Annotated in this window: 27 protein-coding genes, 1 tRNA gene and 1 pseudogene; 21 read left to right on the top strand and 8 right to left on the bottom strand. The window is 64.6% G+C overall.

Annotated elements, in window-relative coordinates:
* Window positions 1-201 precede the first annotated feature (201 nt).
* The 5 genes and pseudogenes from AC6I9R_RS03410 (at window position 202) to AC6I9R_RS03430 (ending at window position 4,620) form a co-directional block, all read left to right on the top strand.
* On the top strand, window positions 202-1,494 hold the full coding sequence (locus tag AC6I9R_RS03410; protein ID WP_461429169.1) for an NAD(P)/FAD-dependent oxidoreductase: 1,293 nt from the start codon (window positions 202-204) through the stop codon (window positions 1,492-1,494).
* Entirely contained in the window at window positions 1,491-2,255 is a 765-nt protein-coding gene (locus AC6I9R_RS03415) for a DUF1365 domain-containing protein (protein WP_461429170.1), read from the top strand. The genes AC6I9R_RS03410 and AC6I9R_RS03415 overlap by 4 nt, the downstream gene beginning before the upstream one ends.
* A pseudogene (locus AC6I9R_RS03420) lies at window positions 2,252-3,445 on the top strand (MFS transporter); the annotation flags it as partial. The gene AC6I9R_RS03415 and the pseudogene AC6I9R_RS03420, both read left to right, overlap by 4 nt.
* A 51-nt stretch (window positions 3,446-3,496) precedes the next feature.
* The gene (locus tag AC6I9R_RS03425; RefSeq protein WP_461429215.1) at window positions 3,497-4,234 is read left to right on the top strand and encodes an SDR family NAD(P)-dependent oxidoreductase; all 738 of its coding nucleotides are present in this window, start codon (window positions 3,497-3,499) and stop codon (window positions 4,232-4,234) included.
* Between the two features lie 71 nt (window positions 4,235-4,305).
* Window positions 4,306-4,620, top strand: coding sequence for a DUF3775 domain-containing protein (locus AC6I9R_RS03430; RefSeq protein WP_461429171.1), 315 nt, complete (start codon window positions 4,306-4,308; stop codon window positions 4,618-4,620).
* A 178-nt stretch (window positions 4,621-4,798) separates the two neighbouring features.
* Here the strand turns inward: AC6I9R_RS03430 and AC6I9R_RS03435 are convergent, their stop codons facing one another.
* Window positions 4,799-5,854: a saccharopine dehydrogenase gene (locus AC6I9R_RS03435; RefSeq protein ID WP_461429172.1), complete on the bottom strand. Its 1,056-nt coding sequence runs from the start codon at window positions 5,852-5,854 to the stop codon at window positions 4,799-4,801.
* A 121-nt stretch (window positions 5,855-5,975) separates the two neighbouring features.
* Between AC6I9R_RS03435 and AC6I9R_RS03440 the strand changes: the two genes are divergently transcribed.
* A complete protein-coding gene (locus tag AC6I9R_RS03440; RefSeq protein ID WP_461429173.1) occupies window positions 5,976-6,452 on the top strand; it encodes a DUF2383 domain-containing protein in 477 nt (158 codons plus the stop codon).
* Window positions 6,453-6,473: 21 nt separating this feature from the next.
* Here AC6I9R_RS03440 and AC6I9R_RS03445 read toward each other — a convergent pair whose 3' ends face one another.
* Both AC6I9R_RS03445 and AC6I9R_RS03450 read right to left on the bottom strand, forming a co-directional pair.
* The gene (locus AC6I9R_RS03445; protein ID WP_461429174.1) at window positions 6,474-7,178 is read right to left on the bottom strand and encodes a response regulator transcription factor; all 705 of its coding nucleotides are present in this window, start codon (window positions 7,176-7,178) and stop codon (window positions 6,474-6,476) included.
* Window positions 7,175-9,082 carry a PAS-domain containing protein gene (locus AC6I9R_RS03450; RefSeq protein WP_461429175.1) on the bottom strand — a complete coding sequence of 636 codons (1,908 nt, stop codon included), beginning with the start codon at window positions 9,080-9,082 and terminating at the stop codon, window positions 7,175-7,177. Before AC6I9R_RS03450 ends, AC6I9R_RS03445 begins: the two co-directional genes overlap by 4 nt.
* Before the next feature lie 200 nt (window positions 9,083-9,282).
* On the opposite strand from AC6I9R_RS03450, the gene AC6I9R_RS03455 reads away from it, so the two are divergent.
* The 11 genes from AC6I9R_RS03455 (at window position 9,283) to AC6I9R_RS03505 (ending at window position 19,713) form a co-directional block, all read left to right on the top strand.
* Window positions 9,283-11,256, top strand: coding sequence for an AMP-binding protein (locus AC6I9R_RS03455; protein WP_461429176.1), 1,974 nt, complete (start codon window positions 9,283-9,285; stop codon window positions 11,254-11,256).
* A 104-nt stretch (window positions 11,257-11,360) separates the two neighbouring features.
* The gene (locus AC6I9R_RS03460; protein WP_461429177.1) at window positions 11,361-12,179 is read left to right on the top strand and encodes an ABC transporter ATP-binding protein; all 819 of its coding nucleotides are present in this window, start codon (window positions 11,361-11,363) and stop codon (window positions 12,177-12,179) included.
* Complete coding sequence (locus tag AC6I9R_RS03465) at window positions 12,172-12,528, top strand: hypothetical protein (protein WP_461429178.1); 357 nt, start codon at window positions 12,172-12,174, stop codon at window positions 12,526-12,528. Before AC6I9R_RS03460 ends, AC6I9R_RS03465 begins: the two co-directional genes overlap by 8 nt.
* A gap of 2 nt (window positions 12,529-12,530) precedes the next feature.
* Window positions 12,531-13,166, top strand: a complete 636-nt coding sequence (locus AC6I9R_RS03470; protein WP_461429179.1) for a hypothetical protein — start codon at window positions 12,531-12,533, stop codon at window positions 13,164-13,166.
* 45 nt (window positions 13,167-13,211) lie between these two features.
* Complete coding sequence (locus AC6I9R_RS03475; protein ID WP_461429180.1) at window positions 13,212-14,198, top strand: branched-chain amino acid ABC transporter permease; 987 nt, start codon at window positions 13,212-13,214, stop codon at window positions 14,196-14,198.
* 4 nt (window positions 14,199-14,202) lie between these two features.
* Window positions 14,203-14,619: a hypothetical protein gene (locus AC6I9R_RS03480; RefSeq protein WP_461429181.1), complete on the top strand. Its 417-nt coding sequence runs from the start codon at window positions 14,203-14,205 to the stop codon at window positions 14,617-14,619.
* On the top strand, window positions 14,619-15,704 hold the full coding sequence (locus tag AC6I9R_RS03485) for a branched-chain amino acid ABC transporter permease (protein WP_461429182.1): 1,086 nt from the start codon (window positions 14,619-14,621) through the stop codon (window positions 15,702-15,704). The genes AC6I9R_RS03480 and AC6I9R_RS03485 overlap by 1 nt, the downstream gene beginning before the upstream one ends.
* A gap of 126 nt (window positions 15,705-15,830) precedes the next feature.
* A complete protein-coding gene (locus AC6I9R_RS03490; RefSeq protein ID WP_461429183.1) occupies window positions 15,831-17,111 on the top strand; it encodes an ABC transporter substrate-binding protein in 1,281 nt (426 codons plus the stop codon).
* A gap of 126 nt (window positions 17,112-17,237) precedes the next feature.
* On the top strand, window positions 17,238-18,068 hold the full coding sequence (locus AC6I9R_RS03495) for an ABC transporter ATP-binding protein (RefSeq protein ID WP_461429184.1): 831 nt from the start codon (window positions 17,238-17,240) through the stop codon (window positions 18,066-18,068).
* Window positions 18,069-18,090: 22 nt separating this feature from the next.
* The gene (locus AC6I9R_RS03500; protein ID WP_461429185.1) at window positions 18,091-18,471 is read left to right on the top strand and encodes a cupin domain-containing protein; all 381 of its coding nucleotides are present in this window, start codon (window positions 18,091-18,093) and stop codon (window positions 18,469-18,471) included.
* Between the two features lie 36 nt (window positions 18,472-18,507).
* Window positions 18,508-19,713, top strand: a complete 1,206-nt coding sequence (locus AC6I9R_RS03505) for a phenylacetate--CoA ligase family protein (RefSeq protein WP_461429186.1) — start codon at window positions 18,508-18,510, stop codon at window positions 19,711-19,713.
* Here AC6I9R_RS03505 and AC6I9R_RS03510 read toward each other — a convergent pair.
* Window positions 19,710-20,018, bottom strand: coding sequence for an EF-hand domain-containing protein (locus AC6I9R_RS03510; RefSeq protein WP_461429187.1), 309 nt, complete (start codon window positions 20,016-20,018; stop codon window positions 19,710-19,712). The genes AC6I9R_RS03505 and AC6I9R_RS03510 overlap by 4 nt on opposite strands.
* A 234-nt stretch (window positions 20,019-20,252) precedes the next feature.
* Here AC6I9R_RS03510 and AC6I9R_RS03515 point away from each other — a divergent pair, with 234 nt between their 5' ends.
* Entirely contained in the window at window positions 20,253-21,959 is a 1,707-nt protein-coding gene (locus AC6I9R_RS03515) for a peptidoglycan-binding domain-containing protein (RefSeq protein ID WP_461429188.1), read from the top strand.
* Window positions 21,960-21,973: 14 nt separating this feature from the next.
* Entirely contained in the window at window positions 21,974-22,495 is a 522-nt protein-coding gene (locus tag AC6I9R_RS03520) for a DUF4329 domain-containing protein (RefSeq protein ID WP_461429189.1), read from the top strand.
* Between the two features lie 169 nt (window positions 22,496-22,664).
* Here AC6I9R_RS03520 and ykgO read toward each other — a convergent pair whose 3' ends face one another.
* Entirely contained in the window at window positions 22,665-22,790 is a 126-nt protein-coding gene (gene ykgO, locus AC6I9R_RS03525) for a type B 50S ribosomal protein L36 (protein WP_008562923.1), read from the bottom strand.
* Window positions 22,791-22,962: 172 nt separating this feature from the next.
* Window positions 22,963-23,037: transfer RNA gene (locus AC6I9R_RS03530), tRNA-Val, on the bottom strand.
* Between the two features lie 170 nt (window positions 23,038-23,207).
* On the opposite strand from AC6I9R_RS03530, the gene AC6I9R_RS03535 reads away from it, so the two are divergent.
* Complete coding sequence (locus AC6I9R_RS03535; RefSeq protein ID WP_461429190.1) at window positions 23,208-24,065, top strand: N-formylglutamate amidohydrolase; 858 nt, start codon at window positions 23,208-23,210, stop codon at window positions 24,063-24,065.
* Window positions 24,066-24,296: 231 nt separating this feature from the next.
* On the opposite strand, the gene AC6I9R_RS03540 is transcribed toward AC6I9R_RS03535, so the two are convergent.
* Window positions 24,297-25,601 carry a DNA polymerase IV gene (locus tag AC6I9R_RS03540; protein ID WP_461429191.1) on the bottom strand — a complete coding sequence of 435 codons (1,305 nt, stop codon included), beginning with the start codon at window positions 25,599-25,601 and terminating at the stop codon, window positions 24,297-24,299.
* 79 nt (window positions 25,602-25,680) lie between these two features.
* Between AC6I9R_RS03540 and AC6I9R_RS03545 the strand changes: the two genes are divergently transcribed.
* Entirely contained in the window at window positions 25,681-25,983 is a 303-nt protein-coding gene (locus AC6I9R_RS03545; RefSeq protein WP_461429192.1) for a DUF6958 family protein, read from the top strand.
* Here AC6I9R_RS03545 and AC6I9R_RS03550 read toward each other — a convergent pair.
* Window positions 25,980-26,471: a GNAT family N-acetyltransferase gene (locus AC6I9R_RS03550; RefSeq protein ID WP_461429193.1), complete on the bottom strand. Its 492-nt coding sequence runs from the start codon at window positions 26,469-26,471 to the stop codon at window positions 25,980-25,982. The two genes, AC6I9R_RS03545 and AC6I9R_RS03550, sit on opposite strands and share 4 nt — an antisense overlap.
* Window positions 26,472-26,579: the final 108 nt, after the last annotated feature.

Genomic DNA, 26,579 nt, shown 5'->3' on the forward strand with positions numbered 1-26,579 from the left:
ACCGGACAGACTGTCACAAGTGCGTGGTCGTTCGCGATCAGCTTATTCGTGTTACGGCGCTTCGCCTAGTGTGGATCACTTTTACATGAGATCAGAAACGATTTCACGTGAAATGATTGGCGCAGCGGGGGGTTTCTTTGATCCTCTTCCGGGCCCGGACCGTATATCCCTTGAACAATCGCGATGTGCGCAGGGGATATTATGCCGTTTGAGACGCCCGTTCAGGGACCCAAGAAGATCGCCGTCATCGGCGCAGGAATTTCGGGGATGGCTGCGGCCTACCATCTGTCTACCGACAACCAGGTGACACTGATCGAGGCCGAGGGCCGATTGGGCGGCCATGCCCGCACCATCGTGGCCGGAAAGAACGGCGATCAGCCCGTGGACACGGGGTTTATCGTGTTCAACCACGTGAATTACCCCAACCTCTGCCGCCTGTTTGACGAGTTGGACGTGCCGACGGCCCTGTCGGACATGTCCTTTGCGGCCTCCATCGGCGGGGGGCAGATCGAATACGGGTTGCGCAACCTGCGCGCGCTGTTTGCTCAGCCCGCCAACCTGGCGCGCCCCGGGTTCCTGCGCATGGTGCGGGACCTGATGCGCTTCAACGCCAAGGCCGAGACCGTGGCCACCGACAGCACCGTGACCCTGGGCCAGTTGATGGACCAGATGAACATGGGGCCGTGGTTTCGGGACTATTACCTGACGCCCGTCTCGGGCGCGATCTGGTCGACGCCGAAAGAAGAAATCATGGATTTCCCGGCGCAGGCCCTGGTGCGCTTTTTCCGCAATCACCATCTGCTGGCCGCCACCGGGCAGCACCAATGGTACACGGTGCAGGGCGGCTCGATTGAATATGTGAAGCGGCTGGAGGCCGCGATGCGGGCGCGGGGCGTGGATATTCGCCTGGGCAACGGCGTGCAGGCCGTGAAGCGCGACGCGGGCGGTGTGCAGATCCAGCAAGAGGGCCACTGGGAAAACTTTGACGAGGTCGTCTTCGCCACCCATTCCGACGACACGCTGGCGATGCTGGCCGATCCCTCGACCGCCGAGAAGGCCGCGCTGGGGGCCGTGCGCTATCAGCCCAACGAAATGGTGCTGCACGCCGATGCGCGCGCCATGCCGCAGCGTCGCGCCACTTGGAGCAGCTGGAATTACACCGAGCGGCCGGGCTTCACCGGCGGGCCGATTGACCTGACCTACTGGATGAATTGCCTGCAACCGATCCCCGAGGCTGACCCGATGTTCGTGACGCTCAACAGCCGGGCCCCCATCGATGATAAGCTGATCTACGACACGGCCACCTTCCGGCACCCGGTTTACGATCTGCCCGCCTTGGCGGCACAAAAGACCATCGCCCAGATGAACGGCGAGAACGCCACGTGGTTCTGTGGCGCCTGGATGAAAAACGGGTTCCACGAGGATGGCTACGCCTCGGCCATGGATGTGGTTGCGGGGCTGAAAGCTCGGACCACCAGCGCGCTGGTGGCATGAGCGGCAGCGTCGATCATATCCAGGGACAGACGTTCCACGGGCGGCGCGGCGCGGTGGAGAATGCGTTCACCTATGGCATTGATTACGTGATGCTGGACGCGGAAGCGCCTGCGCGCGGCCCTGCGTTCTTCGGGCGCAACCGGGGTGGGCTGTTCTCTTTGCAAGACAGCGACCACGGCGGCGCGCCCAAGGATGGCGCGGGCGCGCCCTGGGCGCGGGAGGTTCTGCAAGCCCATGGGCTGGCGGGCGTGACCGATGGCAAGTTGATGCTTCTGGCGCAGCCTCGGGTCCTGGGCCATGTGTTCAACCCGGTGTCGTTCTGGCTGGCCTATGACCGCCAGAACCGCCTGCGCGCGGTGATCGCAGAGGTTTCCAACACGTTCGGCGACCGGCATTCGTACCTTTGCGCGCACCATGATCAGCGGGTGATTTCCCGCGAAGACACGCTGACGGCCACGAAGATCTTCCACGTCTCACCGTTCCAGCCGATCAAGGGCGGCTATACGTTCCGCTTTGATATCCGGCCCGACCGGGTCGGCATCTGGATCGAGTTCACCACCGGCAACGAAGGCGTGCTGGCGACGCTGACGGGCGCGCGCGCGCAATTGACCAATGGGTCGATCCTGCGCGCGGCGCTGCGACGCCCGTTGGGCTCGCGCCGGGTGCTGACGTTGATCCACTGGCAGGCGCTGAAACTGTGGTGGAAAGGCGCGTCCTATCGCACCCGGCCCGAGCCGCCTGCGGAAGAAGTCTCTCGGTGAGAAAAGCGCCGTCGCTGCCCGGCTATGCCGTTTTCGCGGCGATGCTGGCGAGCGCGGGCTTGCCCATCTATATCCACGCGCCGAAATTCTACGTCGACACCTATGGGGTGAGCCTGACTGCGCTGGCGGCGGTGCTGTTCGGCTTGCGCCTGTTCGATGTGGTGCAGGACCCGGTGCTGGGTTGGCTGGTGGGACGGCTGCGGGCGGCGCGGGGCGGGGCCGTTTTGGTGGGCTGCGGCGTGATCGCGGCGTCGATGATCGGCCTGTTCGCCGTGGCGCCGCCGCTGCCGCCGTTGGTGTGGTTCACCTTGACGATGATCGGCCTGTTCTCGGCCTTCTCGTTCCTGACCATCGCGATGTATTCCGAGGGGGTGACGGCAGCCGCGCGCGTGCCGGGCGGGCACCTGAAGCTGGCCGCCTGGCGCGAGACGGGGGCGCTTTTGGGGGTCTGCGTGGCATCCATCGCGCCCTTCGTGCTGGGGTTCGCCGGGTTCGCGGTGTCGTTTGTGGTGCTGACCGCGCTGGCCGTCTGGTTGATGCGGGGCGAATGGGGCGGCGGCGCGGCGCTTCAGTCCGGGGGCTTCGGGCCGGTCCTGCGGGATCCGCTGGCGCGACGGCTGTTGTTGATCGCGCTTTTGAATGCGGCACCGGTGGCGGTCTCCTCGACCCTGTTCCTGTTCTACGTCGAAAGCGTGCTGATGGCGGGTGACGGGGCCGGGGCCTTCCTGATCCTGTTCTTCATCATGGCCGCCGTCTCGGCCCCGATCTGGAGCAGGCTGGCCGCGCGCCACGGCAGCCGCCGAATGCTGTTTGCCGCGATGACACTGGCGATCGTGGGGTTTCTGGGCGCGCTGGCGCTGGGGCCCGGGGATACGCTGGCCTTTGCGCTGGTGTGCATCGTCACCGGCTTCGCGCTCGGCGCAGATTTCGCGTTGCTGCCCGCTGCCTTTGCCGCAAGAATGGAACAGGTGGCCCCCGACGCGGGTGAAGCCTTCGGCCTGTGGGCGTTTGTGTCCAAGGCCACGTTGGCGATTGCGGCAATCACGCTACTTCCGGCCCTGGAAGCGGCAGGGTTTCGCGCAGGAGAGGCGTCGCCGGACCAGGCGATTGCACTTCTGAGCTATCTATATGCAGGGGTGCCCTGCGTGCTGAAATTAGGCGCCATGGCGCTGTTAGGATTTACCCCCCTGCCGGGGGACAGAAAAGCGGCCCCCGAGGGGCAGGATTTGAAAGGACACTTGATGCGGGATTGGGCGGGAAAGCGGTATTGGTTAGTCGGGGCGTCTGAGGGCTTGGGGCGCAGCCTGGCCCAGATCATGAGCCGGTCCGGCGTGAAACTGGTCCTGTCGGCGCGGTCCGAGGACAAGCTGCAGGCCCTGGCCGCCGAGCTGCCCGCGCCCGCCGAGGTGGTGGCGATGGACATCGGTGACCGCGCCTCGGTCGAGGCCGCTGCCGCGCAGGTGGGCGAGGTCGACGGCGTGGTGTTCCTGGCGGGCGTCTACACGCCGATGAAGGCGCAGGAATGGGATGCCGACAAGGTCGAGCAGATGTTCGACATCAACCTGACGGGCGCCGCGCGCGTCGTCGGCCAGGTGATCGCGCCGATGGTCGAGCGCAACGCGGGCCACATCGTGCTGACCGGCAGCCTCTCGGCCTACCGGGGCCTGCCCGGCGCGATCGGGTACTCGGCCTCCAAAGCCGGGCTGATGGCGCTTGCGGAATCGATGCACGGCGATCTGCGGCACACGGATGTGGAAGTGCAATTGGTCAACCCGGGTTTCATCAAGACCCGTCTGACCGACCAGAACGAGTTCGACATGCCCTTCATCATGGAGCCCGATGCCGCCGCGCAGATCATGTTCGAGCATATGTGTACCGATGATTTCCAGCGCGATTTCCCCTGGGGCTTCAGCCTGGTGTTCCGCCTGTCGCGGTTCCTGCCGACAGGGCTTTACGAGCGGCTGTTCTTCCGCCGCTGAGCTTGTCCTGAGTCAAAGCGCGGGCGTGTTGCTTCTGGTTTGCTGAGGGCAGAAACCGGAAGGAGCGGGATATGGAAATCTCTACGCGGGCCGTCGCCCATGTGATCTTGATGGGCCGAGAGATGGGCCGCGCCGAAGGCGAGTTGCGCGGGTTTATCGAGCGATTGCCCGAGGAAGAGCAGGCCGAACTGGTCGCGATCTTCTGGATCGGGCGCGGCAGTTACGAGCCCGAGGAATTTGACGAGGCGCTGGCGATGGCGCAGCAGGAGGCCTCCGCGCCGACGGCAGACTACCTGTTCGGCAGCCCCCACTTTGCCGATCATCTGGAGGCGGGCGCAGAGGCGCTGGATCTGGATGTGGCGGGGCAGGAAGAGGACCTGCTTTAGGGTTTGCGCCGCCTTCGGCGTCGCCGGGGGGCCTCGCGCCCTGCGGGCGCTCGGCCCGGTGCATTGTATCTGGCAGGGGTGCTTGGGGCCGCGTGCGGAAGGGGGCGCTGCCCCCTTTGCGTCTTTTCCGAGGGAAAAGATCGCATACCCCCGGGATATTTTTAGAACGGGGAAAGGGTTAGAGGGGGGCGAGCGCCTGTTGGTAGGTGGTGTGGGCGCGGGCCCAGACGCCGTGGGTGAATTGCGGCAGGGTCAGAAGGTGGGGGAGCAGTTGCGCGGCGAAATCCTCGGAGCTTTCAAGCGGCAGCAAGGACGGCAGGTTGTCGATGGCCATGACGTCGAGCGGCGGGGTTTGGGCGACGCGGAGAACGGGCGCGGCCCAACTGGTGACGCGGTCGTAGACCTTGATCGGCGAGAAGTCCGAAGAAGGATCGCAAGCGATATCGCCGATGACCCGCAGGGCGCGGGGGGCGGTTTTGGCCGAAGCGGGGACGAAGACGGGGACGCCGTCCATCGCGAGGATGCAGTTGAAGAAGATGTCATGGGCCAGGACCTGCGGGAACGGGCCGCGGTGGGCGGTCTCGGCCATATCCCAGGCGGTGGGGGCGATGTCGAGCGCGGTGAGAAGCGCTGTGGCCCCCGTGCCGGTGCGGCCCAGGGCGCCGATGATCAGAGCGGTGGGCAAGGGCGCCTTGGCGGCGGTGAGCTGCGCCTGGATTTCTTCGACGAGGGTGGCTTGATTGGGCCAGCTGGTCACGGCCGCCATCGGGTCCGGGCCGTGCTGCGCGGCCCAGGCGGATAGGCTAAGCGCGGCGCCGACAAAGCCCGCCCAGTAGCCGAAAGCCGCGACGCGGCGCTGGCTGTCGTCGACCAGGTATTCCAGATCATAGAGCGCGCCGCCGCCGTGTTGGAAACGCTCCAGCAGGTGCTGCCCGTCGGCCTGGCCCTTGAAGGCATGGCCGAAAAGGATGTGGCGGTGGCGCAGGGGGCCGGTGTCTTCGGGCAGTTCCTTGAGGCCGAAGATCACGGCGTCCCCGGGCGCGTCTCGCCACGACCCGGGGGGCGCGATCTGCGCGCCGGCCTGGCGGTAGCTGTGGATGGGGAGGATGCGCGTGGGGCTGTCTTCGACCGTCACCTCCATGCCGCTGGCCAGAAGCTGCGCCACGCCTGCCGGGGTGACGCCCACGCGCCGTTCATTGGCGCGTTCTTCCGCGCGGACCCAAAGGTGTGTCATTGGCGCATGCTCCGGCCTGGTGATGGTGGGACGCTAGCATTCGCGCCGGTGCATGGGAACCATCGGGCGTGCACGCGGGTTGACCCTTTGAACGTTTAACTCAACCCACAGGAGGTCCCCCATGGCCACGCCCGCCGCCCCGATTACGCCCGTCACCCCGATGGAAAGCACAGACACGTCGGTTGATGCCGAGATCATTCAAAAGCCGTTGACCCGCACCGTGGATGCCCTTGCTGGGTATGAGAAGATGGTGGCGGAGGCCGAGCCTGAGGTTCTAGCAATCCTTCAGAAGCTGCAGGCGACCCACAAAGAGCACGCGGCGCAATTGGCCGCGATCATCGTGGCCGCCGGTGGCACGCCAGACACCGATGGCTCACTGATGAGCACGGTGAATACCGCCGTCGTCTCGCTGCGCGCCATGTTCGACGAGATCGATGACGACGCGCTGGAGCATGCCATCGACGGCGAGAAATACGTGGTCGAGGCGTTTGAGGACGCGATGAAGGAATTGCCCGAGGGCGAGAATCGCCAGGCTCTGGCGGATATGCTGGCGCAATTGGAAGGTGTTCTGGCCGAGGCGCGTGTGATCGCGGATTGACGCGGGTCCCCGCCAAAGACGCTAGGACCAGGTGACATCGCCCAGAAAGATATAACCCGCGCCGTAGATCGTCTTGATCAGGCGCGGGTTTTTGGGATCCTCGCCCAGTTTCGTGCGCAGGCGCGAGATGCGCACGTCCATGGCGCGGTCAAAGCTGTCGCCCGCCGCGCCACCCAGGCTTTCCTGCATGTGTTGGCGCGAAATCAGCCGCTTGGGGGCGTTCAGGAACAGGCGCAGGACCTCGCCCTCGGCATGGGAAAACGGGGTCTCGACCCCCTCGGCATCGGTCAGGGTGTAGCTGTCGAACTGCGCGGTCCAGCCGTTGAAGCGCGCGGTGTTCTGGGCGCGGTCGGGCGCCTTGGGGCTGCGCAGGCGGGCGCGGACGCGGGCGATGACCTCCGCCGGATCGAACGGCTTGATGATGTAGTCGTCAGCCCCCAGCTCTAGCCCCGTCACACGGTCCTGCACCTGGGCGCGGCCCGAGATGATGATGATCGCGGCCCCGGATTCGAGCGCCAGGCGGTGGACGACCGCCAACCCGTCACGGTCCGGCAGGCCAAGATCCACAAGGCAGACATCGGGCGTGGTGTGGCGCAAGGCGGCTTCGAACTCGGTGGCGCGCGCGAAGGTTGCGGTGCGTAATCCGGCGTCTTGCAGCGCGTCCGAGAGCATGGCGCGGATCTGTGGTTCATCGTCCAGGATGGTGACGAGGGGGGCGTCTGTCATGGCGTGACCTCTGTCGAAAGGAGGCGGGCGAGGGCGCCGCTGTCGAGGGGTTTGCGCAGGACGGGCCAGCGGGCCGCGCCTTTGGCGAAAAGCGGGTTGCTTGCGGGCAGCGATGTCATCAGCGCGAGCTTGAGCACCGGGTGCCGTGCGGCGATGTCGGTGAGAAGGGCGACCCCGTCGGCCTCTGCCAGATGGATGTCGGACACCACCCAATCGAGGCCGGGCAGATCGGCCAGGGTCCGCGCCTCTTCCGCGGTGGCGGCCTCGATCACCTGGTGGCCCAGGTCGGTCAGCAGATCGCGGACCTGGGCGCGGATATCGGCCATGTCATCGACCAGCAGGATCAGGCGGGGGCGGGGGTCGGCCGTTGCCGGGCGAAGCGGCAGGCGCAGGGTGACGCGTGCGCCCCGCTCGGTGTTGGACAGGCGCATGGTGCCGCCTGCAAGCTTCACGAGGTCGTAGACCATGGTCAGGCCCAGGCCCGAGCCCTCATCCCCCTTGGTCGTGAAGAAGGGGTTCAAGGCTTGCGTCAAGGCGGCCTGGGAAAATCCGCGCCCGGTGTCATCGATGGTGATTTCCAGCCAGGTGTCCTGCACGTCGCGCAAGGACAAGGTGATGTCACCGGTTCCAGAGATCCCGTCGCGGGCGTTCAACACCAGGTTCAGAAGGCCGTCTTGTAGTGAGCCCGCGTCCAGCATCAGGGCGGGATGGGGGATATCGCAGGTGATCCTGAGGGTGACGCCATCGGGCAGGGCCGCCTCGGCCAGGGGGAGAAAGCTGGCGAGGAAATCGTCGACGAAGACCGGGGCGGGGTGGATTTCACGCGCGCCTGTCATGTTGGCGATCTTGTCCAGCAGCAGGCCGCCCCGGCGCACCGCCATGCGGGTGGCGCCCGTCAGCTCATGCGCGCCCTGGGGCAGCGGCAGTTTCTCCAGCCGGGCCTGAAGGCCCATGATGATGGTCAGAAGGTTGGCGAAATCATGGGCGAGGCCAGAGGTCAACTGCGCGGTCAACTCGCGCTTGTGGGTCTGTTCCAGGGCGGTGCGGGCCTGGGTTTCTTCGGTGACATCGGTGGACAGCAGATAGACGCCGCCCTCGGCGTGGTCGTCCGGGGTGAAGGCGGTGCGGATGCGGCGGCCGGACGTCGGCTCGGAGAACTCAAGAACCGCAGGCTCTCCGGCGCTGGCGCGCGCCAGGGTCGGGCGCAGAAGGGCGGCGGTGTCCTTGCCCAAAGCCTCATCAAAGCTGAGGCCGATGATGTCGCTGTCGCGCCCGGGCAGAAGCGAGGACAGGCGGCGGTTGGTGAAGGTGTAGATACCGTCGGCATCGACATGGCCGATATGGGCGGGGGTCATTTCGGTGACCAGGCGGGTGCGGGCCTCCATCTCGGTAAGGGCGGCCTTGGCTTCCTGCAATTGGCTGATTGTCGCCTCCAGCCGGCGGTTGGTCAGCGCGAGTTCCTCGGCGTGAGACAGCACCTGATCGGACAGCTCTTCCGAGCGGGCGCGCAAGAGCGCCTCCTGCCGTTTGGTGGCGGTGATGTCGGTGTAGACCGTGACCCAGCCGCCATCGGGCAGGGGCGAGCCTTCGACCGAGATCGTGCGGCCATTGGCGCGGGTGCGTTCCATGTAATGGGGCTGAAAGGCGCGGGCCTGTTCCACGCGGGTGCGGATGAAATCCTCGGGGTCATCGATGTGGCCGTATTCGCCTGAGGTCGCCAGGTAGGCGATGGTCTCGTCAAAGCGCGCGCCGGGGGTGACGAGGTGGGGGGGCAGGCCAAACATCTCCTGAAACGGGCGGTTGCACACGGCCAGGCGCAGGTCCGCGTCATAGATCGACAGCGCCTGCTGGATCAGGTTGAGACCTGCGCGGGTAAAAGATGTCGTGGTGCGATCGCGTGCCATGGGCCCATGGCTAGCGGGCCGGATCGCTTAGGCCAAGCTCCGTCCGGGCGTTGTTACAATTCGTAAGGATTGCGAAAAAGTCACGTAACGCTTGACCAACAACTCTCGTGTGGCACGGTGGGCGGGCTGAAGAGCGCCTCGTTCCAAGAGGGCGCCTGCGGTGCACGTCGGCCGGGAGGGTCGGCGATAGGGAGGATAGATTGGCCGATATCACACCGCCTGCGGGCGCGCCCCAATCCGTGCCGGCGCTGCTGCGTCGCAACGCGGCCCAATACGGCGCGCGCGATGCCTATCGCGAGAAGGAATACGGGATCTGGCAAAGCTGGACCTGGGCGCAGACGCTGGAAGAGATCGAGGCGCTGTCGATCGGCCTGTTGGCGCTGGGGCTGGCGCGGGGCGATTACGTCGCCATCATCGGGCGCAACCGGCCCGCTTTGTACTGGTCCATGGTTGCCGTGGAAATGGCAGGCGCCGTGCCGGTGCCGCTATATCAGGACGCGGTCAGCGAAGAGATGACTTACGTGCTGGAGCATTGCGGCGCGCGTTTCGTGATCGCGGGCGATCAGGAGCAGGTCGACAAGGTGATCGAAGCGCAGGAGACCCTGCACGGGATCGAGCATATCATCTACGTGGACCGGCGCGGGATGCGCAAATACGACCACACCAAGATGAACGCGCTGGACGATGTGCAGGCGGAAGGCCGCGCCGCACGTCAGCGCCTGTTGCCGGAACTGCAGGCCCGCGAGGCCGAGCTGACCTACGACAGCACTTGCGTGATGCTTTATACCTCGGGCACCACGGGCAAGCCCAAAGGCGTGGTTCTGTCGAACCGCAACATCATGGAGGCCTCCAAATCGTCCTGCGAGTTCGATGGACTGCGGGCCGAGGACGAGGTGCTGGCCTATCTGCCGATGGCCTGGGTGGGGGATTTCATCTTTTCCATCGGGCAGGCCTATTGGGCGGGGTTCTGCGTGAACTGCCCCGAAAGCGCCGACACGATGATGACCGACCTGCGCGAGATTGGGCCCACGTATTTCTTCGCTCCGCCCCGCGTGTTCGAGACGCTTTTGACCAGCGTGATGATCCGCATGGAGGATTCCGGTCGTTTCAAGAAGCGGCTCTTTGATCGCGCCATGGCGCGCGCCAAGGAAATCGGGCCGAAGATCCTGGACGGCAAGCCCGTGAGCGGCGGCGAGAAGCTGGCCTATGCGATAGACAATGCGCTGGTGATCGGGCCGTTGAAAAACACCTTGGGCATGAGCCGCATCCGCGTGGGCTACACCGCCGGGGAAGCGATTGGGCCGGAGATTTTCGATTTCTACCGGGCCCTGGGGATCAACCTGAAACAGCTGTACGGGCAGACCGAGGCCAGCGTTTTCATCACCCAGCAGCCCGACCACGAGGTGCGGCCCGACACGGTCGGCGTGCCTTCACCCGGGGTGGAGTTGAAGATCGGCGACAACGGTGAGGTCTTCTACCGCTCCCCCGGCACCTTTGTGGAGTATTTCAAGAACCCCGAAAGCACCGCGTCGACCAAGGATGCGGAGGGCTGGGTCGCGACGGGCGATGCGGGGTTCATCGAGGAAGACACCGGGCATCTGCGGATTCTGGACCGGGCCAAGGACGTAGGGAAGATGGCCCACGGCGGGCTATTCGCGCCGAAGTTCGTGGAGAACAAGCTGAAGTTCTACCCCGATATCCTGGAGGCGGTCGTCTTCGGGAACGAGCGGGAATTCTGCACGGCGTTCATCAACATCGACCTGAGCGCCGTGGGCAATTGGGCGGAGCGCAACAACATCGCCTATGCTTCCTACCAGGAATTGACTGCGCATCCGCAGGTCTTGGCCTCGCTCAAGAGCCATGTGGAGGCGGTGAACAGATCGGTCGCGGAAGACCCGATGCTGTCCCATTGCCAGATCGCGCGGTTCCTTGTGCTGCACAAGGAATTGGACGCCGACGACGGGGAAATGACCCGGACGCGGAAGGTGCGCCGGCGGATTGTGGAAGAGAAATTCTCGGATCTGTTGGAGGCGTTATACGGCGGCAAGACCGAGCAATACACCGAGACGGAAGTGACCTACGAGGATGGCCGCAAGGGCAAGATCACGGCGACGTTGCAGATCATTGATGCGGAAACGGTCTCGGTCAGTGCCGGTCAGATGGCGGCGGAATGAGGGGTGGGTTTGCTTCGCAAATACGCGCATGCACGATTTTTTGCGACGCAAAAAACGCATATGACGCCCCACCCCCCATCCCGTTTGGCGCAAAGGGGTGAATGATGCTTGATCAGGCAGACGGATATACCACCGCGGACGGGCGCAAGATTGGCCCTGTGGTGATGGAGATGCGCGGAATTACCCTTAGATTTGGGGGGGTTGAGGCGATCAAGGACATCTCGTTCGATGTGCGCGAGGGCGAGATCCGGGCGATCATCGGACCCAATGGGGCGGGCAAATCCTCGATGCTGAACGTCATCTCGGGGTTCTATCATCCGCAGGAGGGGGACGTCTTTTATCGCGGGGCCAAGAGGCCGTCGATGAAGCCCTATCAGGTGGCGCAGCAGGGCATCGCGCGGACGTTTCAGAACATCGCGTTGTTTGAGGGCATGAGCGTTTTGGACAACGTCATGACCGGGCGGCTCAACCACATGAAGACGGGTCTTTTTGGCCAGGCGTTCTGGTGGGGGAAGGCCGAGGCGGAAGAGGTGGCGAACCGGGCCAAGGCCGAGGAAATCATTGATTTCCTTGAGATCCAGGCGATCCGCAAGACGCCCGTGGGCCGCCTGCCTTACGGGTTGAAGAAGCGGGTGGAGCTGGCGCGGGCCCTGGCGGCAGAGCCGCAGATCCTGCTGCTCGATGAGCCGATGGCGGGGATGAACGTGGAGGAGAAGGAGGACATGTCGCGCTTCATCCTCGACGTGAATGACGAGTTCGGCACGACGATTGTGCTAATCGAGCATGACATGGGCGTGGTGATGGACCTGTCCGACCGCGTCGTGGTGATGGATTACGGCAAGAAGATCGGCGACGGCACGCCCGATGAGGTGCGCAACAATCAGGAAGTGATCGACGCCTATCTGGGGGTCTCCCATGACTGAACCAGGCGGTCACAAGCTGTACACAACGCGTACACAGGCCGTGCACAGGGCGGTGGCGTGCGGGCTGGGTGTGGCCAGATCGGCCTCGGCGCAGGCCGGGGATTTGTTCGCCCAGTTTCAGACGCGCGGCCTGACGCCGATGGCGGAGCTGCGCGACTGGCAGATGGGGACGACGACACCCGAGGCGGTTGCGCAGTTCTGCGCCATTCACGGCGCGCTCGGGCTGGAGGGTGTAGCGCCCCAGACCCTGCAATCGACCGCCTGGCGCGCGCCCAGGATCGAGGCGCAGATCGACCGGGTGCGTGAGCCGGTGGGCCTGAGGGTCCTTGAAACGGTACGGGAGAGTTGAGGATGGGGGTGCGCGCAAAATCCCCGTTTCAGGCAATCGCCGCCGGGCGCGCGCCCATGATGGTGGGCGGGATGCTTGCGGTGCTTGCAGGGGGCGGGCCGTCCGTGGCCGCAACCTATGAGACGATTGCGACCCGGCTGGGTGTCTGCGCCAATTTCGTCATTTTCCGCGATCCATCGCGGATCGACGATGTTGCCCCCGAGATGTTGGGAGAACAGGAAGACTACGGCAATCCTGACGGTGACATCGAAGAAAGCTTCGGGCGCAATTTCGTGACCCTGACGCCCGAGGGCCGCCTGAACCGAACCGTGGGGTTTGCGGCGCACCGCGACGCGTTTCGACCCCGGTCCGAGGTTTCTTGCGGCATTGGATTCTGGGAAGTCTCCCCTGACGATGCGTTGCGGGCGGCGAACCTGGTGGTGGGCGGTTTTGCGACGCAGTTCCGGACCATCCAACCGATGGAGCAGGTGGGGCGGAGCAATCGGATCGGGTTTTGCACCAGTGAGGGGCGGCCGATCCTCGTGACCCTCAATTACGACGACGCCGGTGACGTGGCTGGCCTGGAGATGCGTGACATCCTGCCCGGCGAGACCCCCAGCGGCGTCACAGGCTGTGACCCGGAGGCTGCAAGCGAATGAACCTGAAACGATACCCAGCCTGCGCATCTGACAAGGGAGGCGCCCATGCCTGAACAACTGATTTTCGCCATGGAGGTCATCCTCAACGGGCTGATGACCGGGGTGATGTATGCGCTGGTGGCGTTGGGGTTCGTGCTGATCTTCAAGGCGTCGGGCATCTTCAATTATGCCCAGGGCGTCATGGCCCTGTTTGCGGCGATGACGCTGGTGGGCATTCAGGACGGTCGGGTGCCGTTTGCGCATCTGATCAACGAGGTTCTGGGGACCGACATCCATTACTTCGGGTGGGAGGTCCCGGCGCTGGCGGCGATCCTGCTGACCGTCGTGGTGATGATCGCCTTCGCCTATCTGGTGCAGCGGTTCGTGTTCAAACACCTGGTGGGTCAGGAGCCGATCATCCTGTTCATGGCCACCATCGGTCTGGCGTATTTCCTGGAGGGCGTGAGCGACCTGATGTGGGGGAGCGAGATCCGCAACCTCGACGTCGGCCTGCCCCAGGGGATCAACGACTGGATCGACATCACGACGTTTGAGATTTTCGGCTACGGGTTCTTCATCGACAACCTGGATATGGCGGCGACGCTGATTGCGGCGATCCTCGTGATGGGGCTGATCGCCTATTCGCAATACACCAAGAACGGGCGCGCGATGCGGGCGGTGGCCGATGATCACCAGGCGGCGTTGAGCGTCGGGATTTCGTTGAACTACGTCTGGGTGCTGGTCTGGTCGTTGGCGGGGATCGTGGCACTGGTGGCGGGGATCATGTGGGGGAGCAAGTCTGGCGTGCAGTTCTCGCTTTCGTTGATCGCGCTGAAGGCACTGCCGGTGCTGATGCTGGGGGGCTTCACCTCCATCCCGGGCGCCATCGTGGGCGGGTTGATCATTGGCGTCGGAGAGGCGCTGTTCGAATTCGCCATCGGCCCGATGATCGGCGGCGCGACGGAGAACTGGTTTGCCTATGTGCTGGCGCTGTTGTTCCTGGTGTTCCGGCCCCAGGGCCTGTTCGGGGAGAAGATCATTGAACGGGTTTGAGACCATGCCTGCGCCCCGCCTGCGCCCCTGGGTGGTTGGCCTCGTGATCACGGCGGCGCTGCTGCTCTGCGTTCCGGCGCTGATTTTCGGAACCATTGTCGCCGCCGCCATGATTGGAAACGCCCAGGGCGCGAGGGAATGGGCGTTGGGGCTTGGATTGCTGGCGTTGGCGGCAAGCCCGGTTGTCGCCGCGCGGCTCGGTTTCCGGTTGCGGCAGGACGGCCCCGGCGCGCGGGGGCGGGCGCTGACCGGCGCCGCGGTGATGGGCCCGGCTGCCCTGTTCTGGCTGTTCGCCGTCCTGCGTCCCAGCCCGCTGTTCGGTCAGGATACGGCGGTGGCGGCGGGCGTCCCGTCCGCGCTTACCCTCATTCTCGTTGCGGGGTTCATCGCCCTTGCAGCGATCAGCACAGGAGCTTCGTGATGTTCTACCGTGAAGCGGGCGACTTTTCGTCCACCTATGCCGAGGACAACCAGACGTTCCCGATCAAGTTTGATCGGTATCGCTACTATGTGGTCCTGTTGATCGGCGCGGTGCTGATCCCGTTCATCATCAATGACTACTGGGCGAACTCGATCCTGATCCCGTTCCTGATCTACGCGATTGCGGCCATCGGGCTGAACATTCTGACGGGCTATTGCGGGCAGGTCAGCCTGGGCACCGGCGGGTTCATGGCGGTCGGGGCCTATACGTCCTACAAGCTGATGACGGCGTTCCCGGGCCTCGACATGATTTCGATCACACTGCTGAGCGGTGTGATGACGGCCATGGTGGGGGTGGCGTTCGGCCTGCCATCGCTCAGGATCAAGGGGTTCTATTTGGCGGTGGCGACGCTGGCGGCGCAGTTCTTCCTGGTGTGGATGTTCAACAAGGTGCCGTGGTTCTACAATTACTCGGCTTCGGGCCAGATCGGCGCGCCGGAGCGGAACTTCTTCTACTTCATCAATGTCCCCGTCACCGGGCCGAACGCAGAGGCCTGGGCGAAATATCTGTTCTGTTTCCTGTTCGTCTTCGTGCTGGCCTGGGTGGCGCGCAACCTGACGCGGGGCAGCGTCGGGCGGCAGTGGATGGCGATCCGCGACATGGATATCGCCGCCGAGATCATCGGGGTGAACCCGATGAAGGCCAAGCTGACGGCCTTTGCGGTGTCGTCCTTCTATGTGGGGATCGCGGGGGCGCTGTTGTTCACGGTCTATCTGGGCGCAGTGGAAGTGGGGGAGGTCTACGGGATCACCAAGAGCTTCCTGGTGTTGTTCATGATCATCATCGGCGGGCTTGGCAGCATCTTTGGCAGCTTCGCGGGCGCGGCCTTCATGGTGATCCTGCCGGTGGTTTTGCGCAACTTCCTGACGGGAACGCTCAGCTGGGACAGCGCCTTGGCCACGCATTTTGAGTTCGTCATCGTCGGCGCCTTGATCATGTTCTTTCTGATCGTCGAGCCCCACGGGCTGGCGCGGCTTTGGGCGCTGGCGAAGGAGAAATTGAGATTGTGGCCGTTCCCCCACTAGGGACGGTCCGACGCATTGGTGGGTTTCACCCACCCTACATTCCCTGCGGCCGTAGGGTGGGTGAAACCCACCTGCCTTGGGGGATGGCACCGAAGAGAATCGGAAAACCATGGGAGGTATAAACCGATGAAGAAACTGACAATCCTGGCGCTGACAAGCGCGATGGTGGCCGGCACGCCCGTGATGGCGGACCTTGTGTTCCCGTCGCTCAGCTACCGGACTGGACCCTACGCCGCTGGGGGCATCCCGTTTGCCGATGGCTATGCGGATTACATGACGCTCCTGAACCAGCGCGATGGCGGCATCGGCGGGGTGATGACCCGCGTGCCGGAGTGTGAGACGGCCTACAACACCGAGCGCGGCGTGGAATGCTATGAGAGCACGCGCGGCGAAGGTGCCCTGGTCTATCAGCCGCTGTCGACCGGCATCACTTACCAGTTGATCCCGCGCACGACCGTGGACGGCATCCCGCTTCACACGATGGGCTATGGCCGGACCTCGGCTGCCAATGGCGATGTCTTCAGCCATACCTTCAACTACCCGGCCAACTACTGGGATGCGGCCTCGGTGATCATCAACCAGCTTCTGGAAGAGAACGACGGCAGCCTTGAGGGGCAGACGATCGCGCTGCTCTATCACAACTCGGCTTACGGCCGCGAGCCGATCCGCACGCTGGAAACACTGGCCGCGCAATATGGCTTTGAGCTGAGCCTTCTGGCGGTTGACCATCCGGGCCAGGAGCAGGGCAACCAGTGGCTGCAGATCCGCCGCGAGCGTCCCGATTATGTCGTGATGTGGGGCTGGGGTGTGATGAACCAGGTCGCCATTCAGGAAGCCATCAACACGCGCTTCCCGATGGAGAACTTCATCGGCAACTGGTGGGCTGGGGCCGACCACGATGTTGAAAGCGCCGGTGCGGATGCGGCGGGCTACCGCTCGCTGAACATGAACCGTCTGGGCGACATGCCTGTGTTCGCAGAAATTCAGGAGCATGTGATCGACGCGGGCCTGAACGCGGGCGACGGGTCCAACCTCGGGAACGTGCTGTATACCCGCGGCATGTATGCGGCGATGCTGGCGGCGGAAGCGGCCGCCACTGCGCAGGAGATCCACGGCGTGGCCGAGATCGACGCCTCGATGATGCGCGACGGTATGGAGGCGCTGGAGATCACCAACGCCCGCATGGAAGAGCTGGGCATGCCGGGCATCGGGCCGGAATTCGCAGTGACCTGCGAGGACCACGGCGGCACTGGCATGGCGATCATGCAGCAGTGGGACGGAGAGAACTGGGTCACGCTGACCGACTTCATCGCGCCTGATGATTCCGTGACGCAGCCCCTGATTCTGGAAGATTCGGCGCAATACGCCGAGGAGAACGGGATCACGCCGCAGTGTGGCGAGAGCTGATCTGAACTGTCCGGCGGCAGCGCGTGTCGTTGCCGCCGGATTGAGTTGTATTTGGCAAGATGAAGCAGGGGAGCGGTGCGCTGAACGGACGGGCGCGCGCGTTAACCTTAATCAGAGGTGAATGGGATGCTGGATCAGGGGACCGAGGCGGGGGTGGAAACGCTTCTGGAGGTCAACAATATCGAGGTGATCTACAACCATGTGATCCTTGTGCTGAAGGGCGTGTCGTTGAAGGTGCCCAAGGGCGGGATCACCGCGCTTTTGGGGGGCAATGGCGCGGGCAAGACGACGACGTTGAAGGCGATTTCTAACCTGCTGCATTCCGAGCGCGGCGAGGTCACCAAGGGCGCGATCGAATATCGGGGTGAACGGATCCAGGACCTGAACCCCTCGGACCTGGTGGAGCGGGGTGTCATACAGGTCATGGAGGGGCGCCATTGTTTTGAGCATCTGACGGTGGAGGAAAACCTGCTGACCGGCAGCTACACGCGCAAGGACGGGCGCGGGGCGGTCGCGGCGGATCTGGACCTGGTTTACGAGTATTTCCCGCGCCTGAAAGAGCGGCGGACGTCCCTGGCGGGCTATACCAGTGGCGGCGAACAGCAGATGTGCGCGATTGGGCGCGCGTTGATGTCCCGGCCTGAGACGATCCTGCTCGATGAGCCCTCCATGGGTCTGGCGCCGCAGTTGGTGGAGCAGATTTTCGGCATCGTGAAGCGGTTGAATGAGGAGCAGGGCGTGACGTTCCTGTTGGCCGAGCAGAACACCAATGTGGCGCTGCGGTTTGCGCATTACGGCTACATCCTGGAAAGCGGGCGCGTCGTGATGGACGGCCCGGCGGCAGAACTGCGAGAGAACCCCGATGTGAAGGAATTCTACCTCGGGATGAGCGACGACGGGCGCAAGAGCTTCCGCGACGTGCGGTCATACCGCCGCCGCAAGCGCTGGCTCAGCTAATCAAACAGAGAAAGGCGACCCCATGAGATGGATTTTGACAGCGACCCTTGTCGCGGCAACCACGCTTCCGGCCCTGGCCCAGGACCTCGCCCGCGAGGAGATCCGGCGCGAGGCGGTTCCGGGCTCGGAAAACATGGTCGTGATCGTGTCGCGGCTGACGGTGCCGCCCGGCGCTACGGTGCCCTTGCACACCCATCCCGGGGATGAACATGCGGTTGTCATAACGGCTGCTACCGCCGAGGCGCCCAATGGCAACGTCATCGAATTTGCCGTGGGCACGTCGCTTTATTTTCCCGAGGGCCAGGTGCATGGCGGCCTGACGAACGTGGGCGACGCGGACATGGTTGCCATCACCACCCATGTGGTGAGGGCCGACGAGCCACTGACAACATTGGCTAACTGAGCCGCCGCGCGCGGCACATTGCAGAGGAGCGCGAGAATGCTGGACAAAGGCCAAGGTCACTACGACGCTCTGGAAACGCGCAGCGCCGATCAGCGCGGGGCTGAACAACTGGCGGCGCTGAATGCGCAGTTGGAAAGGGTGGCCGAGGCGCAGGACAGCTGTTTGGTGTCCGGACCGCTGCAGGATCTGGCGGGGCTGGCGGATCTGCCGGTGTTGCGCAAGTCGGACCTTGTGGCGTGGCAGGCCGAGACGCCTCCGTTCGGGGGGATGGCGGTGTCAAACGTGGCCCATGTCTTTCAATCCCCCGGGCCCATTTATGAGCCCGGCGGCATCAGCCACGATTGGTGGCGGATGGGGCGGTTCCTGCATGCGGTGGGGATTGGCAAGGGCGACATCGTGCAGAATTGTTTCGGCTACCACCTGACGCCGGCGGGGATGATCTTTGAAAGCGGCGCGCGGGCCGTGGGGGCCACGGTGCTGCCCGCCGGTGTCGGCCAGACAGAGCTTCAGGTGCGCGCGGCCAAGGACATTGGCTGCACGGCCTATGCCGGTACGCCGGATTACCTGAAGGTGATCCTCGACAAGGCTGAGGAGATGGGGGAGGCGCTGACGTTTACGCGCGCCGCCGTGGGGGGCGGGGCGCTGTTCCCGTCCTTGCGCGCGGAATATGCGGATCGTGGCATTGCCTGCCTGCAATGCTATGCCACGGCGGACCTGGGCAATATCGCTTACGAGAGCCCTGCGATGGAGGGGATGATCCTTGATGAAGGGGTGATCGTGGAAATCGTGCGCGTGGGCACCGGCGATCCGGTGGCCGAGGGTGAAGTGGGGGAGGTCGTGGTGACCTCGCTGAACCCTGACTATCCGTTGATCCGCTTTGCCACCGGCGATCTGAGCGCCATTCTGCCGGGCCAAAGCCCCTGCGGGCGGACCAACAAGCGCATCAAGGGCTGGATGGGGCGCGCTGATCAGACCACCAAGATCAAGGGCATGTTCGTGCGCCCCGAACAGGTGGCGGACCTGGTGGCCAAGACCGGCATGGCGAAAGCGCGGGTCACAGCCCGGCGTGAGGGCGAGGCCGACGTGATGCTGGTGCAGATGGAGGGCGAGGGCGGGGACGGCGCGGCCTTGGCCGAGGCGGTGAAAGCCACCCTGAAGCTCAGCGGTACCGTGGAAATCGTGGCCCCCGGCAGCCTTCCCAACGACGGCAAGGTGATCGACGATCAGCGCAGCTACGACTAATTCTGGCGCTCTGCGGCGCGCAATTCTTCCGGGCAGGCGAAGCCGTCGCCGTTCACGTCCACGCGGCCAAAGGCGATGCGGTAAAGGCCCAGGTTCTGGATGCGCTGGGACATCGGGGCACCGGCGGCGGCCATGTATTGGATGAAGCTGCGGAACTCAGGCAGGGTCAGGCGCTCGTCACCATTTTGATCGGCGGCCAGAAAGAACTGCACGCTTTGCGCCTCGAACTGAGCGGCAGCTGGGGTGGTCGGCGCCAGCGCGCCAAGGCCAAGCGACAGGAAGACGGCAAGCGGGACGCGGGGCATTGATCTCTCCTTTAAGGGGCGGACAGGCACGACGCTGCTCATTAACTGGGGTCGCGCAGGGCGCGGTTCCAGATACAATCGCGACAGAAGGCCGTGATCGGCCAGGGCCTGCCGATGGGCGGGCAGCTGACATCCCATGACAGACGCACCAATGGGGTTCGTTATCCGTTAACCGGGCGTTCCCGTGCTAAGCCTTGGGGGCAATAAACGATTCTGTTTCGGAGCTTTTCAATGATGTCCTTCCGCCCCCTTGCCGTTGCCGCCGCGCTGTTCAGTGGCCTGACGGCCCAGGCAGCCCTTGCCGATACGGCCCTTCTGATGGTCAACGACCGCTACGCCCATGCCCAGAACCTGCGCGACGCGCGCCCGGTGGAAAACCTGCGCGCGCGGCTGTTGGATGCCGGGTTCAACGTCATCGTCGTTTCCGATGGCGACGGCGCGGACCTGCGCGAGGGGCTCTCGCGTCTGCTGCAATCGGGCGAGGAAGAGCGTATTCTGATCGCTGCCGTCGGCCATTTTGCGCGCTCCACCACCGACTGCTGGCTGTTGGGCAGCCAGGCCAACCAGCCCTCGCTGGCGACGGTCGGGGGTGACGGCCTCAGCCTTTCGGTCCTGATGGAGGTGGCGGCCAATGCGCCGGGGCGCTCCATCGTCATGCTGGGGCTGGAGCGGCGCCGGATCGAGCTTGGACCCGGCGTCAGCGCCGGTGTCGGGCGCATCGATGCGCCCCAGGGCGTGACCGTTCTGGCCGGGGCGCCCGATGACCTCGCAGCTTTCGCGACCAACTATGTGTTGATCCCCGGCACGGATATGACCGAGGCCGTGGCGCAAGCGGGCAACTTGCGCGCCTTCGGGTTCCTGTCGTCCACCGTGCCCTTCGTGCCCCAGGCCACAGTCGCCCGACCGCCCGAACAGCCGCCGGTCCAGCCCCCAAGCCCGACCCAGCCGGGCGCTGATGAAACCGCGCTTTGGAACGCGGCGCTGGAATTGGACACCGTGGGGGCCTACCGCGCCTACCTCGCCCGCTATCCCAATGGCTTCTTCTCGGTCGATGCCCGCGCCCGGGTGAATGCGTTTGAAAATGACCCCACCGCCATCGCGCGCGCGGCGGAAGAGGCGCTGGGCCTGGACCGCAACCAGCGCCAGCAGATCCAGCGCAGTCTTTCGATTCTGGAATACGACACGCGAGGCATCGATGGGATCTTCGGCACCGGCACGCGCAATGCGATCCGCGGCTGGCAGGCCTCGCGCGGGTTCACGGTGACCGGCTATCTCGACGGCCCGCAGGTCAACGCCCTGGGCCAGCAAGCCGCCGTGCGCGCGGCAGAGTTGGAAGAGGCCGCCCGCCAGGCGCAGGAGGCGCAGGAACGCGCGGATCGGGCCTATTGGCAGGTCACCGGGCAGGGCGCCTCGGAAGACGGTCTGCGCGCCTATCTGGACCGCTACCCCGACGGGTTGTTCGCGGAACAGGCCGAAGCGCGCCTGGATGAGTTCGAGCGGATCGCCCGCGCCGAAGCCGAGGCGCGCGACCGCGCCGCATGGGACGTGGCCCGCACCACCGATACGGTGCAGGCCCTGCGCGCCTACCTGAACGAGAACCCCAACGGCGCGTTTCGCCAGCAGGCCCGCGCCCGGATTGATCAGCTGACCGGCAACGGCGGGGGTCTCACGCCGCAGCAGATCGCGCAGCTGGAGGCCCAGGAGGCCGCGTTGAACCTGCCGCCGGTCACACGGTCGTTGATCGAGCAGCGCCTGACGGTTCTGGGGCTGGAGCCCGGCCGCGTCGATGGCCGCTTCAACAATCGCACCCGGCGGGCGATCCGGCGCTACCAACAAGCGCGGGGGATGGACGTGACGGGCTATCTCAACCAAGCTGTCGTGGTGCGCCTGCTGGCGGAAACCGTCGGTGGCATCCTGCAACAAAATGGATTGGTGGATTGAGATACTCACTTTTGATGGCCGCATTTGCGGCGGCCATGCTGCCCCTGACGGCCAGCCCGACCGTGGCCCAGGACGCGGCAGAGCTGGCCGCCGCACGCGGTGTGCTGCTGCAATTGCAACCGCGCAGCTTCGCCGAAAACCTGGAGTATTGCGGCTATATCGGGCGCTTGCCCGATGGCCGTCTGACCGCAACCGAGGTCACCCGGGGCGATACCTGGGGGTGTCTGAGTCGCGCCGACGAAAGCCGTTTCGTGGAGATCGTGGCCAGTTTCCACACCCACGCGGGCTTTGACCGCGCCGCCGACAGCGAGGTGCCGAGTACCGACGACATGAACGGCGACATCGCCGAGCAGGTAAACGGCTACGTCGCCACGCCCGGCGGGCGGCTGTGGTACATCGACTACCGCCGTGCCGTGGCGACGCAGGTCTGCGGGCTGGGATGCATGGGCCAGGACCCGGATTTCATTCCGGGCGACGCAGGCCCGATCGCGCAGCGCTACACCTTGCAGGAATTGCAGCGCCGCGAGGGCCGCTGAGCCGCGCACTCAGGGCGGGTGGTCAGTTGCCCGGGCCCCAGCCGTGATTGGTCGAAAGGTCCGGCTTGAAGACCGAGGCCCCGGTGTCCGCGCACCCCAAGAAAAAAGCCGCCCCGGTGAGGGCGGCTTTTTCAAATTCTGGTCGCTCAGATGACCTAAGCCCCGGGGATTAACCCTGGCGGGCTTTGAACCGGCGCTGCGTCTTGTTGATGACGTAGACGCGGCCCTTACGGCGCACAACGCGGCAATCGCGGTGGCGGTTCTTGAGCGAGCGGAGCGAGTTCTTGACCTTCATGGGTCTCTCCTTCGTCGCGGCGCGTCAGCTGCGCCTGGTTACGGTCTGGGTGCCTTGGGGGCGCCCGGTGAATATCGTGGCCCCTTGGGACCGGTTGTCTTTCCCGATTTCAGACTTTCTTGCAGAAAGTCGAAACTCGGGTATCTGACATTTTTCCAGGAAAAATGCAGACTGGTGGGCGATACTGGGATCGAACCAGTGACCCCTTCGATGTCAACGAAGTGCTCTACCGCTGAGCTAATCGCCCTTCACCCCGTTGGATCGCACCGTTTTGGCTGGCCAGACGGCGTAACCAATGGCGCGGGGACCGCGTGGGTGAGTGGGCGTATAAAAGGTTGCCCCCCCTCGCGCAAGGGCTTTTGGACCTGCAAAAAAACAAGCTATAACCTTAGGTATCCTTTTGTGCTCGGAGCCCCCATGCACCCCGCATTTCGCCTTGAACTGCCGCCAGAGACAACCAGCGCCGTCGTCGTCGCCTCGCCCCATTCGGGCCGGTATTATGCGCCGTCGTTCCTGGCCGCCTCGGTGCTGGATGAGCGGGTTATCCGGTCGTCCGAGGATGCGTTCATGGACCGTCTGGTGACCGCTGCGCCGTCTTTGGGCGCGCCGCTTTTGGCGGCGGAATGGCCCCGTGCCTACCTTGATTTGAACCGCGGCGCCGATGAATTGGACCCCGGCGTGGTCGACGGGGTGGCGCGCGGCGTGCAGACGCCGCGGATCAATTCGGGCCTTGGCGTGGTGCCCCGGGTCGTGGCCAACGGGCGCGCGATTTACCGGGGCAAGCTGACGCGGGCCGAGGCGGAGGCGCGGATCGAGCAGATCTGGCGGCCCTATCATACCGAGCTGACTCGCCTGATGGCGGCGGCCAAGGCGGATTTCGGCAAGGCGGTTCTGCTCGACTTCCACTCCATGCCCCATGAGGCGCTGGACGCCATTGCGCGCCCCGGCACGCCGCGCCCGCAGATCGTTCTGGGGGACCGATTCGGGGCCTCGGCCGATAGTGAGATTGTCGATGTGCTGGAACAGGGCTTCCTTGATGCCGGTCTGATCGTCAGCCGCAATGCGCCGTTCGCGGGGGCCTATGTGACCCATCGCTATGGGCGGCCTGCGAAAGGGCACCACGCCATTCAGATCGAGATCGACCGCAGGCTTTACATGAATGAGCGGATGATCCGGCCCAATTCGAATTTCGAGGCGATGAAGCAGATCGTCGCCCAAGTCCTGTCCCGGGTCATCGGCGCGCTGCCGGGCCGGGTGCCCCTGGCGGCGGAGTAAGTCCTAGCAAATTGCCCGCTTGCGCGGATTCTTTTTTTGTTTGGGGGGCTCTGCCCCCGCGCGCATCCTTTGGATGCGCTTTCCCCCGGAGTTTTCCGGGCAAGATGAAAGGGAGGCCTAAAGCGTCCCGCCTTTAACCTGAGACATCAGATAGAGGCGGGGCGCGTGCAACGATCAAGCCTTGCACTGCGCTCCCCCAAAAGCTGTGGTTCAGGTCTTTTTCGGAACGCTTTAGCGCAGCGCGCGGCCCTTGAGGATCGCATCGGCGCCGAAGCGGTCGCGGATCGCGTCGGTGGCGCGTTCGGCCTTCAGGCGGGCGGCTTCCTGGGGGTCCAGCAGGTTGCCTTCGCGGTCGGCTTGCGCCTCGGGGATCAGGTCGGCGACGCCGACGCCAAGGAGGCGGTAGGGCCCCACACCGGGACGGTGTAGGTCTTTGGATGGGTGGTCCATTCGGTCGAAAAGCGCGCGGGCGGTGGCGTAGATGCGGTCGGCGGTCTGGGTGGCATCGGGCAGCGTGGTGCGGCGGGTGATCAGCTTGAAATCGGCGCGTTTGAGTTTCAGCGTCACCGTGCGCCCGGCGATGCCCTTGGCTTTCAGCCGGTCCGAGACCTTTTCGGCCATGCGCCAGATGTGGCCGTCCAGCAGGTCGACATCGGCGATGTCCTCGTTGAACGTCGTCTCGTTCGACACGCCTTTGACGGCGCGGTCGCGTTTGACCGCGCGGTGGTCTTCGCCGCGCGCCAGGTGCCAGAGACGCTCGCCCATGGAGCCGAACCGCTCGTGCAGGGCTTGGCGTTCCCAGCGTTGCAGATCGCTGAAGGTGTGGATCCCGGCCTTGTTGAGGGAGGCCTGGCCCACGGCGCCAATGCCCCAGATCATCCGCACCGGTTTGTCGTGCAGGAAATCCTGGGTCTCGGCCTTGCCGATGACGGAAAACCCGCGCGGCTTGTCGAGATCGGACGCGATCTTGGCCAGAAACTTGTTGTGCGACAGGCCAATAGAGCCGGTGATCCCGATCTCGTCCCGCATGCGTTTGACCAGACGCGCCAGCATCGCGGCGGGGGGCCGGCCATGGACGCGCGCGGTGCCGGTGAGGTCCATGAACGCCTCATCGAGCGACAGGGGCTCGATGGCGGGGGTCAATTCCTCCATCAGTTGGCGGATTTGTTTGGAGACGTCGACGTAGGTGTCCATCCGGCCCCGCACGACGACGGCCTCGGGGCAGAGCTTCAGGGCCTGGAACATCGGCATGGCCGAGCGCACGCCCTTGATCCGCGCGATGTAGCACGCGGTGGAGACGACGCCGCGCCTGCCGCCGCCGATGATCACCGGCTTGTCGCGCAGCTCGGGGTTGTCGCGTTTTTCGACGCTCGCGTAGAAGGCGTCGCAATCCATATGGGCGATGGAGAGATCAAAGAGCTCGGGGTGCGAGGTCACGCGCGGGGACCGGCACGCCGGGCAGCGGCGTGCCTTTTGGCGCGCATGGGGGTGCGCGGCGTCGAAGGTTTCCAGACAATCTCGACAGAGTGCGGGCATGGCGCAATGATACGCCCATTCGGGGGCGTTCAAAAGTGCGCTCCTGACAGGTTGGGTCAGGAAGGGGGAGGCCAGGATCATGGACGAGGAACGCATCGCTTGCCGCACGCCCGCAGAGGGGCGCGATGGGGTGACGAATATCCCGGTGTGGAAGTTTGACCTGTTGCGCGGGGCGATTCTGAAGGTCGTGGGCGCGGCAGGGCCTTCGGGCATGCTCAACAAGGACCTGCGCGATGCAGTCGGCGCAGAGTTGAGCGCCGAGGATCTGGAGCGATTGGGCAAGCTCGGCTGGCATGTCGTGACGGTGAAGCTGGAGCTGGAAGTGCGCGGAGAGATCGCGCGGATGGACGGCAAGGGGCCGATGCGGATTGCCCTGGCCTAGGGCCAGGGTCTTTTTGGGCGCGGTCGGCCCGGCCAGGGCTCAGCGGCTTTTTCCAGGTAGACGCGGCTTAACCCCCGCTCCGTCACGCGATGCGTGATGGTGAACCCATGGCGCTCGTACAGGTCGATATTGCTTTGCATCTTTTCGTGGGCATAGAGGCGCATGCGCGAAAAACCGGCCTCGCTCGCAATCATATCGGCACTATCAAGCATCCGCTTGCCCCAGCCCTTGCCCTGCATGTCGGGCCGCACGGCCATATTGTCGATCAAGAGCGTGTCGCCTTGATCCAGCAAAACCATGACCTTGAAAATGCCCAGGGTGTCTTCGCTGACACCGACCCATTCTTCCTTAATCAGCTTGGCGTAATCGTCCAGCATCGGGCCGGGCATGGCGCCAATCACCTCGACCCACGGGGCATAGGCGGCTTGGACCAGCGCGGTGACAGCCTCGGCATCCTCGGGGCGTGCTATGCGGGTCGGGATCGTCATCAGGGGGGCCTTTCGATGGCAGACGGCGGGAAAACCTTAGTCAGATAGGGCTGGAGTTGCGCGCCGATACGGCCCATATCCTGAATAGATGAAGCCGGAAGATCAAAT

Source organism: Gymnodinialimonas sp. (assembly GCF_059726805.1).